This window comes from Tibeticola sediminis, from assembly GCF_003843835.1.
In the GTDB taxonomy this organism is placed as follows: Bacteria; Pseudomonadota; Gammaproteobacteria; order Burkholderiales; family Burkholderiaceae_C; genus Tibeticola; species Tibeticola sediminis.
On record NZ_RKQL01000005.1, the window covers coordinates 234,306 to 245,181 of the forward strand.

Genomic DNA, 10,876 nt, shown 5'->3' on the forward strand with positions numbered 1-10,876 from the left:
GCTGAACCCGCCGGAACTACACTCGAGCGGGTGAGCTTATTCAAATCCGCTTCCACCGTCTCCGCTTTGACCTTGTTGTCGCGCATCACGGGTCTTGGGCGTGAGCTCCTGATCGCCGCGACGTTTGGTGCGAGCGCGACCACCGACGCCTTCAACGTGGCGTTCCGGATTCCGAATCTGTTTCGGCGTCTGTTTGCCGAGGGCGCCTTCAGTCAGGCCTTTGTGCCGGTGCTGGCCGAGAGCCGTGCTCAGCACGGCGATGCGCAAACCCGTCGCGTGATCGACGACGTGTCCACGGTTTTGGCCTGGGTCTTGTTGGGTTTCAGTGTGTTGGGCGTGCTCGCCGCGCCGCTGCTGGTCTGGGCTATGGCGAGTGGCTTGCGTCAGCATCCCACGGCTTTCGACGCTGCCGTGGTGATGACGCGCTGGATGTTCCCGTACATCGGCTTCATGTCGCTCGTCGCGTTGTGCGCGGGGGTTCTCAATACCTGGCGCAAGTTTGCGGTGCCTGCGGCGACGCCGGTGTTGCTCAACGTGTGCTTGATGGCGGCTGCTTATTGGGGCGCGCCGTGGCTGTCTGCTCAAGGCATCGAGCCGATTTTTGCACTGACGGCAGGGGTGCTCGTCGGTGGTGCGCTGCAACTGGCCATCCAATGGCTCGCGCTGGTGCGGCTGGGAATGGGGCCACGGATCGGCCTGACCCTGACGCAGCTGCGCGCGGCATGGCGGGACCCGGCGACGCGTCGCATCGCCGCTTTGATGGGGCCCGCGATCCTCGGTGTGAGTGTGGCGCAACTCTCCTTGGTCATCAACACCCAGATCGCGTCCCATTTGGCGAGTGGCAGCGTGAGTTGGCTCGGCTACGCGGATCGGCTGATGGAGTTCCCGACGGCCTTGCTTGGGGTGGCTTTGGGTGTGGTGTTGATGCCGCAGCTCGCTCAAGCGCGGGCGGTGGGAGACGTGCGGCGTTATTCCGAAATGCTCGATTGGGGGTTGCGGTTGGTGGTTCTGCTGGCCGTGCCCGCAGCGGCCGGCTTGCTCACCTTTGCCACGCCCTTGGTCAGTGTGCTCTATCACTACGGGGCTTTCGGCGCGGGTGATGTGGCGCAGACTGCGCGGGCGCTCACGGGCTACGGTGTGGGGCTGCTGGGCTTGGTTGCCATCAAGGTGCTGGCGCCGGGTTACTACGCCAATCAGGACATCCGCACTCCGGTGCGCATCGGGATCATCGTTCTGGCTCTGACACAGGCGTTGAATCTGGTGTTGGTGCCGTTGATGCAGCATGCGGGCTTGGCGCTGGCGATCGGCCTCGGTGCGCTGGTCAATGCCGGCTGGCTGCTGCTGGGGCTGTTGCGCCGCGGCAGCTACCGACCGACTCCAGGCTGGGGCGTCTTTCTTTTGCAGGTGCTGGCTGCGACCGCGCTCATGAGCGTGTTTCTGCTCTGGGCCAGTTCGGCGGTGGCGTGGGTCGATCTGCGGGCGCAGACGGGATTGCGGGCGTTCTATCTGGCGACGTCCGTGGTGGCGGCGGCGTTGATTTATTTTGGTGCTTTGTGGGCTTCGGGAGTACCCTTACGCCAATGGCTGCGCCGCTGAACGTTCGCAACGACCATGAAGCTCTCACTGCACGTTCCGACCCCGCTGGAGTACTTTGGCGCGCTGGTTCGGTCTGACCGCGACTTTCCACTGCTGGAAGCGACCACCTGCATCGCGCACGACGAATATCCCGAGCTCGATGTGGAGTCCGTTCTGGCCGGGGTCGATCGCCTGGTGCAGCGTCTCCAACGCCAGATACCGACGGATGCCGGCCCGATGGAGCGACTTCGCCGGCTCAACGACTTCTTCTTTTCGCAGCTGGGTTTCGCGGGCAATGTGAATCACTACATGGATGCCGAAAACAGCTACATCCATGTGGTTCTGGAGCGACGGCGGGGCATACCGGTGTCGCTGGCGGTGATCTGGCTGGAATTGGCGCGGGCCTTGGCGCTTCATGCCCACGGGGTCTCGTTTCCCGGCCACTTCCTCGTCAAGGTGGGATTGCCTCAAGGGTGGGTGGTGCTCGACCCCTTGACCGGGCGCTCGCTCGGCATGGACGAACTCGCAGGGCTGCTCAGGGCCTGGCGTCAAACGGAGTCCGCAGGGCGAAATGCTGCGAGCTTCGACCCACCCGTGGGGCTGCATTTGCAAAACGCGTTGCCCCGCGAAATCATCGGCCGCATGCTCGACAACTTGCGCGAGCTTCATCGAACCTTCGATGAGCCGGTGCTCCTGCGGGCAGTTCTCGACCGGGTGTTGCTGCTGCGTCCGGATGATCTGGGCGCCTTGCGCGAGCGCGGGGTGCTGCATGCCCGCGAGGGGCGGGTCGATGCCGCGTTGCGTGACCTCGAAACCTATTTGAGGCGCGTGCCCCGGGCGGTGGATGCTCCGGCGATCGGAGAACTCGTGCTCGAACTGCGTGCCCGGCACGGCGGCACAGCCTGAGAGGCTGAGAGGAAATTGGTCATGCCCGCTTTGACGCCCCAAAACACGCCAGAGGGCGTTGCAAATGCGCGCCGTAGCCGGAGCTACGGCTGTGCTTTGCGCCTACTCGGGCGCGTTTTGGGGCGCCCCTTCGGGCACGCCCAATTCCCTCGCAGCCTCTGAGGCCTGCCGAGCCGTTGCCAACAGCCTGGGAGCTTGCTTGGCTCGAAAGGAGCCTCTCGTTTGGAAATGATCAATGAAATAGGCACCATCCCAGCGTGAAATGGCACTTCATTGCTCCTGATTGTGTAGCGCCGGGGCCTGGAATCAGCGCAGGACGACGGCGGGACCCTCGCCCCGCTCGACGATGGAGCCGATTTCGTAGACGCGCTCGCCCTGCTGCTCGAGCGTTGCGGTACAGGCGGCTGCCGCTTCGGGTGCGACGACGACCACCATGCCGATGCCATTGTTGAACGTGCGGTTCATTTCATGATCGTCGATGGCGGCGGTTGCTTGTAGCCAAGCAAACAGCTCACTGCGCGGCCAACTGCCGAGTTTCAAGGCAGCGGCCGTTCCATCAGGGAGCACGCGCGGAATGTTTTCGATCAAGCCGCCGCCGGTGATGTGCGCGAGTGCCTTGATGGGATGCTGCTCGAGCGCGGCCAGCACGCTACGGACGTAGAGCCGGGTCGGGGCCATGATGGCCTCCCGGAAGGGCAGCCCATCGAGCGTTGCGGGCAGATGTCCTGCCGCGCGCTCGATGCATCGCCGCACCAGGGAAAAGCCGTTGGAGTGCACACCGGCCGACGCCAGCCCCAGCACCACATCGCCCGGCGTGACGGTCTGGCCCGTGAGGATGCGTTGCTTTTCGACAACCCCGACGGCAAAGCCAGCCAGATCGTATTCGCCCGGCGGATACATCCCGGGCATTTCTGCGGTCTCGCCGCCGATCAGCGCGCAGCCCGAAAGCTCGCAACCCCGAGCGATACCGCCCACGACGCGCGCGGCGACATCGACATCGAGCTTGCCGCAGGCGAAATAGTCCAGGAAAAACAAGGGCTCGGCGCCTTGGACCAACACGTCGTTGACACTCATCGCCACGAGGTCGATGCCGACGTGATCGTGCATGTTCCACTCGAAGGCGAGCTTCAGCTTGGTTCCCACGCCGTCCGTGCCGCTGACCAGCACGGGTTCCCGGTAGCGCTTGGGCACCTCGAACAGAGCGCCAAAGCCGCCGATGCCGGCCAAAACCCCGTCGCGCAAGGTCTTGCGGGCAAGCGGTTTGATCCGCTCGACCAGCGCATCACCGGCATCGATGTCGACACCGGCGTCTTTGTAGTGGATGGGGGTTGGAGAATTTGAGCTCGTCATCGGGCGTAGGCCAGGTTGGGAGGAGACGGAACCCCCAGAGGCGCGGCTCTGAGATTCCCTAGAATGCCGGATTCTACTGAGCCCAGATTGTCCATTCGGCGGCCCTACGGGCCTACGCACGCCCTGGCGGTCGCTTTGCGGCGTCTTCGCGCCCGTGCTCGTCGCCAATAGCCTCGGCTATTGGCTCCTCCCCCGTGCGCGAATCCACTCGCAAACCGCCGCGCCATCTTCGTGCGTCCTAATGGACAATCTGGGCTGAGCGCAAAGCCGACCACGCCCCAGCTGCGCCGCGCCTCCAGCCCCCGGCGTGAGGCAACAAGGGGGCCTAAGCGCGCTGCCTCAAAGCCGATTCCTTTGCCCCCGAAAAACCCTCTCGGCCATCTCTGCCCCCATCTCCAAGCCATGCAAATCGACCCCCATTTCAAACGAGCCGTCGGGTGGGCTGCTGCCTTTCTGGCTCTTGGCGGCGCGCTCTGGTTGTTGGGGCCAGTGTTGACACCCTTTCTCGTTGCCGCCGTTCTTGCCTACATGGTCAACCCGGTGGTGAACCGACTCGATCGCGCGTTGGGCGGACGCTTCCCGCGCGTTCTGGCCGTTGTGTTGGTGGAGGTTTTCTTCTTCGTTGCGGCCTTGGGTTTTCTATTGCTCGTCGTGCCGGTACTGGTTCGGCAAATCCCGCTCATGCGCGAACAGGTGCCGCTGTTGCTGGAGCACCTGGTGACCGCGATTCGACCCTGGCTGCTCCAGTTCGGGTTGGACCCGCTCGCCGGCTTTGCCGATCTGCGCGCTTTCGTGGTCGATTTCCTGGGCAACCGCAGCGAAGATCTCGTGGCCTCGGCGCTTGCGTCGCTGCGGGTCGGCGGCAGCGTTTTGCTCACGATCATCGGCAACGCGGTGTTGATACCCGTCGTTCTCTTTTATCTGTTGACCGATTGGGACCGTATCGTGGCAGGGGTCTGGAGCCTCGTTCCTCGTGCGCTGCGCGGGGCCCTCGAATCCTTCGTCGACGAAGCCGATGAGGTTCTCGGGCAATACCTTCGCGGCCAAGCCCTGGTGATGTTGGCTCTGGCGGTCTACTACAGCGCGGGGCTTGCAGCGTTCGGTCTCAATGTGGCGCTGCCCATCGGCGTTTTCACCGGCCTGGCTGTTTTTGTGCCCTACATTGGATTCGGCGTTGGTTTGGTGCTGGCCCTGCTGTCGGGCATGCTCCAGATGGGGCTGGCGCCCACCTTGGTGATGGTGGGCGTCGTTTATGGCGCCGGCCAGGTCATCGAGAGCTTCTTTCTGACGCCGCGCCTGGTCGGCAGCCGGGTGGGCCTGCATCCTCTGGCCGTGATCTTTGCCTTGATGGCGTTTGGCCAGCTGTTTGGGTTTCTGGGCGTGCTCGTGGCCTTGCCCGCCAGTGCCGTTTTACTCGTCGCTCTGCGGCGGCTGAAACGGCGCTACCTGGCGGACGCGACGGGCGAGGGCACGCACGCGCGGGTTCCGACCGAGGAGGTCTGATGAAGCAGTTGCCGCTCGACATTGCGCCTCGGCCCCAGGCGACCTTCGAGAACTACTGCCCCGGGCCCAATGAGGCGGCTTGGTCGCATCTCCGTCGCGTGCTCGACGGCGATCCGCCGACGCCGGTGCCGATTTATCTGTGGGGCGAAGAAGGCAGCGGGAAAACCCATTTGTTGCAGGCCGCTGCGGCCACGCTCGCGGCGCGCGGACGCGCCTTCGGCTGGCTCAACGCCACGAGCCCGTTTGCGAGCTTCGACGAGTCTTGGGCGGCCATCTTTCTGGACGATGTCGAGCGCTTCGATGGTGAACGCCAACAATGGGCCTTCAACTGGTTCGTTCATGCGCTCGCCCCGGCCGATGGGCAGGCGCGCCTGGTTTTGGCTGCGGGTCGGCTGCCGCCCGCCGATCTGCGGTTGCGGGACGATTTGCGCAGTCGCCTGGCCTGGGGGCATGTGTTCGAGATCAAGCCGCTGTCCGATGCACAGCGTCGGGCTGTGCTGCTGCAATCGGCGCGGGAACGCGGGCTCGAACTCCGCGAGGAAGTCGTCGACTACATCTTGGTGCGCTTCCCCCGTGACCTCGGAAGCCTCAACGGGCTGGTCGAGCAACTCGATCGCTACGCCCTCAGTACCCAGCGCTCGATCACGATCCCATTGATTCGCGCCATGATGGAGGACGCTTGAGCTCGACACTCACTCGGGTCACCCTGTTTGACCTCGACCATACCCTGTTGCCCCTGGATTCGGACTACGCGTGGGGTGTATTCACGACCGATATCGGCTGGACCGACCCGCAGCATTTCCGTCGTCGCAACGACGAGTTTTATGCGCACTACCAAGCGGGAACGCTGGACATTCACGACTACGTGCGCTTTGCGACCGAGGCGGCTCGGCGGCAGGGTCCGCAGCGGGCGCTGCAGGCGCGTGAGGAGTTTCTGCGTCAAGTGATCGAGCCGGCCATCGACCCGCGCGCCCTCGCCCTGGTGGCGCAGCACCGGGTTCGGGGCGACCAAATCGTGATCGTCACCGCGACCAACGAATTCGTGACCCGCCCGATCGCCGCCAAGTTCGGCGTGGAAGATTTGATTGCGGTCGACCTCGAGCGCGATGCCTCGGGTTGGATCACGGGTGAGATTCGGGGCACGCCGTCGTTCCGCGAGGGCAAAGTCAAGCGCGTCGAGGACTGGTTGGCGGCGCGCGGGCTGTCCAGATCGGCCGCCGAGATCACGTTTTACTCGGACTCGATGAACGACTTGCCGCTCTTGCAGTGGGCTGACGTGCCGGTTGCGACCAACCCGGATCCGCGCCTGCGCGCCCATGCAAGCCAGCAGGGCTGGCGCATACTCGACCTTTTCGACGAGGCTCGATGAGCCCTTGCCTCGATTTGGAATGGTCCCTACGCATCCATTCACGACGCCAATGATCAAAACCTTTATTCACAAGCTGCTGGGCAAGACGGCGGGCGCTTCCAAGCCCAACATGGGTCGCCGGCGGGAGATTCCCGCAACGGAGCACGGGATCGATCCTTCGCTCGTTGACGAGCGCGCGGTGCAAGTCTGCCGGGTGTTGCGCCAGGCCGGCTATGAAGCCTACGTGGTCGGTGGCGCGGTTCGCGACTTGTTGCTGGGTTTACGGCCCAAGGACTTCGACGTGGCCACCAACGCCACGCCCGAGCAGGTCAAGTCGCTGTTCCGTCGGGCCTTCATCATTGGCAGACGTTTTCGTATCGTGCATGTCGTGTTTGGACGGGGGCGTGAGCACGAAGTCATCGAAGTGTCGACCTTCCGCGCTTACCTCGACCCGGCCGATGCCGAGCAGGTTTCCGGCAATGAGCGAACGTCCAAAGCGGCCCTGGCAGGCATCCAGCATGCGGTCGACGCCAGCGGCCGCGTCCTGCGCGACAACGTATGGGGGACTCAGCAAGAAGACGCGGTGCGGCGTGACTTCACCGTCAACGCCATGTATTACGACCCGCAAACCCAGGTCCTGGTCGATTACCACCGGGGTATCGAAGACGCCAAGCAGCGGCGTCTGCGGATGATCGGAGACCCTGCCAAGCGCTATCGCGAGGACCCCGTGCGCATCATCCGCGCCGTGCGCTTCGCGGCCAAGCTCTCGGGCCTGGGCTTCGCGCTCGATCCAAAAACAGCGCAGCCCTTGCGCAGCAGCCTGGCCTTGCTGCAAGAGGTTCCGCAGAGCCGCTTGTTCGACGAAATGCTCAAGCTGCTGCAAACGGGGCATGCGCTCGCCTCGATCGAACAGCTTCGCCGCTTGGGGCTCGAGCGTGGCATCTATCCTTTGCTCGACCTCGCGGTCGAGCGCGCCGATACGCCGTTTGTGCAAGCGGCCTTGGCGGACACCGATCGACGCGTCGCCGAGGGCAAGCCCGTCGCACCGAGCTTTCTCCTCGCCGCGCTGCTGTGGCAGGACGTGCGGGAGGCGTGGAGTCGGCGCCTCGAGCGCAGAGAGCATCCCCATCCGGCGCTCCAGGCGGCGATCGACGAGGTTTTCGAGTCCCGCATCGGCGACGTTTCGGGCCGCGGAAAACTCGGTGCCGACATGCGTGAAATCTGGATGATGCAACCGCGTTTCGAAAAGCGGACCGGCCACGCCCCCTTCGGCCTGGTCGAGCAACCCCGTTTCCGGGCGGGATTCGACTTTCTTCGGTTGCGCGCCGAAGTTGGGGAAGTCGACCTTACCCTGGCCGATTGGTGGCAGGAATTCAGCCTGGCCGATGACGCGGCCCGTGAGGATCTGCTGGCCCAAGTCCGGGCGGAACACCGCAAGGCGCCGCGCGTGCACCGGGTTGGGGCTGCCTCGAAAGCCGACGATCCGAACCGCCCCGAGTGCCCTGCGGTTACGGCCGCAGGAGGGGCGCCCGCACCGTCAAGCGCGCAAGCCAGTGAGACGGCCGCGCCGAAGAAGCGCCGCCGGCGTCGGCGCAAGCCCACCGATGCCGCGGGTTCGTCGGGACCAGCCAGCGAGGAGCGCCAGCCCGACCTCCCTGCACCACCGCCACCGACCCAGTGATGCGCGCACCCGTCCTTTCGTATGTTGGACTGGGAAGCAATCTGGGCGCATCTGCGGAAACCATCCTGCGCGCGGTCGAGGCGCTGGACCGGCTGCCCTCGAGTGCCGTTCGGGCGCGTTCGCAGCTCTACCGCTCCGCTCCGGTCGGCGCCAGCGGCCCGGACTATGTGAACGCGGTGGTCGCGCTCGACACCCGCTTGACCGCGCCGGATCTGCTCGAGGAACTGCTGCGCGTCGAACTCGACTTTGGTCGCGTGCGGCCCTATCCCAACGCGCCGCGAACACTCGATCTCGACTTATTGCTGTACGGATATGCGCATGTGCAGAGCTCGAGACTCGTCGTTCCCCATCCACGGATGCACCTGCGCGCTTTCGTATTGCGCCCACTGGCCGAACTTGCCCCGGATCGCGTCCCCGCTGCCTGGCTGTCAGAGACGGCCGCGCAAGCGGTTACGTTGCTTACTGAGACAGCTTGCGCGCTTCCTCGATCTGAAACTCGAAATAGCGCTGGAAGCTAAAGGCCAAGCTGGCCATCAACACGCCGGTGCCAACCAGCAAGGCGGTCACGATGGCCGCGATCGTGCCCCAGTGCGTGCGGCCGCTCGAATCGTCCGTCGGGGCCGCTGGGTTGTACCGCGCGTTCCATTGCTCGGGCGTGGCTAGGCCGAAAACGATGGCCTGCAGCGCGCATCCAGCGATCACGAAGCCCAGCAGAGGAATGAGCATCCAACTCGTCGTGTCGTCCTGTCCGTAGTCGAGCATGCGCGCGATGCCCCAGATTCCCAGAAACGTCGGCACGGGCAGCAACCACCCCAGCCAGTCTTTGGCACCATGTAGATAAAAGCGATGCAGGCCAATCGGTCCGCCGAGAAAGGCGAGCCAAGCCGCGACGGTCTTGCTTTTGCGACGGTTCGTCATGGCTTCAAGCTTCCCGTTCTGGCGGCGTCTGGTCGCCCCATCCCAGCGCGCGGTCCATCAGCACGATATCGAGCCAACGGCCGAACTTCCATCCGCAGGCGGTGATCGTTCCAGCGGGGCGGAAACCGAGACTGCGGTGCAGCGCGATCGAGCCCACGTTTGCCGAGTCACCGATGACCGCGATCAGCTTGCGCACCCCGGCGCGTTCCGCGGCAGCACCCAACTCGGCCAGCAACGCGCGGCCGATGCCTTGGCCCAAGGCGTCCGGCGCGACATAAATCGAATCCTCGGCGCTGTAGCGGTATGCGGGGCGCGGCTTGAACCAGTTGCAATAGGCAAATCCGACCACACGTGTGTCGCGCTCGGCCACCAGCCAGGGCAGGCCCCGTGCGCGAACCTCTGCATGTCGGCGGGCGATTTCCTCGACGCTGGGTGGAGTGGTCTCGAAGGTGCCCGTCCCGAACTGGACATGGTGGGCGTAAATGTCGGTGATTGCGGCAAGGTCTTCCGCAAGGGCTGGGCGAATCAAGGTCATCGTGGGCGGGCGCGTCGGGCTCGTATAATCAAAGGCTTTTCAGTGTGTCGCTGGCCGGGTGGCCATGTCGCGTGTCTCAATGCTGAAAACATTTCCCACCCACAGGATAAAGCATGGTAGTGATTCGACTCTCCCGCGGCGGCGCGAAAGGCCGTCCTTTTTTCAATATTGTCGTCGCTGACAAGCGCAACCGCCGCGACGGCCGCTTCATCGAGCGGATTGGCTTTTACAACCCCATCGCTGCGGAGGGCGAAGAGGCCATTCGCATCGCTCAGGATCGCCTGACCTACTGGCGCAGCGTCGGCGCTCAGGTTTCTCCGACGGTCGAGCGTCTCCTCAAGCAATTGGAAAAGGCCCCGGCCTGACTTCCCTTGGGCATGGGCTGAAGATGGAAGGGCTGGAGCCCGCAGAACTCCCGGCGGATGCCGTGGAGGTCGGCCGCGTCCTCGATGCCTGGGGCATCAAAGGCGGCTTTCGGGTTCAGCCTTACAGCGCCTCGCCCGAGGCGCTTTTTTCTTCCCGACGCTGGTATCTCGAGCCGCCCGAGCGCAGTCCCGAAGGGTTCGTGGGCACGCGTTGCCTGCGCATCCAAAGTGCGCGCGAGCATGGCCGCGCCGTACTCGTGACGGCGCAGGACATCAGCGATCGTTCCGCTGCAGAAAAACTCCGCGGCGCGCGGATCTTCGTGCCTCGATCGAGCTTCCCGACGCCGAAAGCCGACGAATATTATTGGGTCGACCTGATCGGGCTGACGGTGCGCAATCGCGAGGGGCTCTTATTGGGCACCGTGCGCGATTTGATGCCCACCGGTCCGCAGACGGTCCTCGTGGTTGCGCCCAAGGACCCGGCACAGCAGCGGCCGCCGATCCTGATCCCGTTCGTCTCTGCATTCGTCGATGACGTGGATTTGGGCCAACGGGTCATCGCCGTCGACTGGCAGCCCGACTACTGAGAGGCTGAGAGGGAATTGGTCATGCCCGCTTTGACGTCCCAAAACACGCCCGAGGGCGTTGCAAATGCGCGCCGTAGCCCGAGCTACGGCTGTGCTTTGCGCCTACTC

Annotated in this window: 12 protein-coding genes; 9 read left to right on the forward strand and 3 right to left on the reverse strand. The window is 64.4% G+C overall.

The features are described 5' to 3' along the window. The first annotated feature begins 30 nt into the window (after nt 1-30). Both murJ and EDC62_RS11170 read left to right on the forward strand, forming a co-directional pair. On the forward strand, nt 31-1,596 hold the full coding sequence (murJ, locus tag EDC62_RS11165; RefSeq protein ID WP_124223721.1) for a murein biosynthesis integral membrane protein MurJ: 1,566 nt from the start codon (nt 31-33) through the stop codon (nt 1,594-1,596). Between the two features lie 15 nt (nt 1,597-1,611). After that, nucleotides 1,612-2,481: a SirB1 family protein gene (locus tag EDC62_RS11170; protein WP_124223723.1), complete on the forward strand. Its 870-nt coding sequence runs from the start codon at nt 1,612-1,614 to the stop codon at nt 2,479-2,481. A 306-nt stretch (nt 2,482-2,787) separates the two neighbouring features. On the opposite strand, the gene purM is transcribed toward EDC62_RS11170, so the two are convergent. Continuing rightward, a complete protein-coding gene (gene purM, locus EDC62_RS11175; RefSeq protein ID WP_124223725.1) occupies nt 2,788-3,831 on the reverse strand; it encodes a phosphoribosylformylglycinamidine cyclo-ligase in 1,044 nt (347 codons plus the stop codon). Between the two features lie 402 nt (nt 3,832-4,233). Between purM and EDC62_RS11180 the strand changes: the two genes are divergently transcribed. Genes EDC62_RS11180 through folK form a run of 5 tightly spaced genes read left to right on the forward strand, consistent with a single transcriptional unit; the run spans nt 4,234 to nt 8,881 of the window. Next, a complete protein-coding gene (locus EDC62_RS11180) occupies nt 4,234-5,334 on the forward strand; it encodes an AI-2E family transporter (protein WP_124223727.1) in 1,101 nt (366 codons plus the stop codon). Then, nucleotides 5,334-6,017 carry a DnaA regulatory inactivator Hda gene (hda, locus tag EDC62_RS11185; RefSeq protein ID WP_124223729.1) on the forward strand — a complete coding sequence of 228 codons (684 nt, stop codon included), beginning with the start codon at nt 5,334-5,336 and terminating at the stop codon, nt 6,015-6,017. Before EDC62_RS11180 ends, hda begins: the two co-directional genes overlap by 1 nt. Next, entirely contained in the window at nt 6,014-6,703 is a 690-nt protein-coding gene (locus EDC62_RS11190) for a histidinol-phosphatase (protein ID WP_211330994.1), read from the forward strand. The genes hda and EDC62_RS11190 overlap by 4 nt, the downstream gene beginning before the upstream one ends. A gap of 49 nt (nt 6,704-6,752) precedes the next feature. Next, entirely contained in the window at nt 6,753-8,363 is a 1,611-nt protein-coding gene (gene pcnB, locus EDC62_RS11195) for a polynucleotide adenylyltransferase PcnB (RefSeq protein WP_124223738.1), read from the forward strand. Further along, nucleotides 8,363-8,881 carry a 2-amino-4-hydroxy-6-hydroxymethyldihydropteridine diphosphokinase gene (gene folK, locus EDC62_RS11200; RefSeq protein WP_124223741.1) on the forward strand — a complete coding sequence of 173 codons (519 nt, stop codon included), beginning with the start codon at nt 8,363-8,365 and terminating at the stop codon, nt 8,879-8,881. The genes pcnB and folK overlap by 1 nt, the downstream gene beginning before the upstream one ends. On the opposite strand, the gene EDC62_RS11205 is transcribed toward folK, so the two are convergent. Further along, nucleotides 8,823-9,281 carry a TM2 domain-containing protein gene (locus EDC62_RS11205; protein ID WP_124223743.1) on the reverse strand — a complete coding sequence of 153 codons (459 nt, stop codon included), beginning with the start codon at nt 9,279-9,281 and terminating at the stop codon, nt 8,823-8,825. The genes folK and EDC62_RS11205 overlap by 59 nt on opposite strands. A 4-nt stretch (nt 9,282-9,285) precedes the next feature. Continuing rightward, on the reverse strand, nt 9,286-9,816 hold the full coding sequence (locus EDC62_RS11210) for a GNAT family N-acetyltransferase (RefSeq protein ID WP_124223745.1): 531 nt from the start codon (nt 9,814-9,816) through the stop codon (nt 9,286-9,288). Nucleotides 9,817-9,929: 113 nt separating this feature from the next. Here EDC62_RS11210 and rpsP point away from each other — a divergent pair, with 113 nt between their 5' ends. Both rpsP and rimM read left to right on the forward strand, forming a co-directional pair. Then, nucleotides 9,930-10,181, forward strand: a complete 252-nt coding sequence (rpsP, locus tag EDC62_RS11215; protein ID WP_124223747.1) for a 30S ribosomal protein S16 — start codon at nt 9,930-9,932, stop codon at nt 10,179-10,181. Nucleotides 10,182-10,204: 23 nt separating this feature from the next. Further along, nucleotides 10,205-10,768 (forward strand): ribosome maturation factor RimM, encoded by a 564-nt coding sequence (rimM, locus tag EDC62_RS11220; RefSeq protein ID WP_124223750.1) that lies wholly within the window; start codon nt 10,205-10,207, stop codon nt 10,766-10,768. Nucleotides 10,769-10,876: the final 108 nt, after the last annotated feature.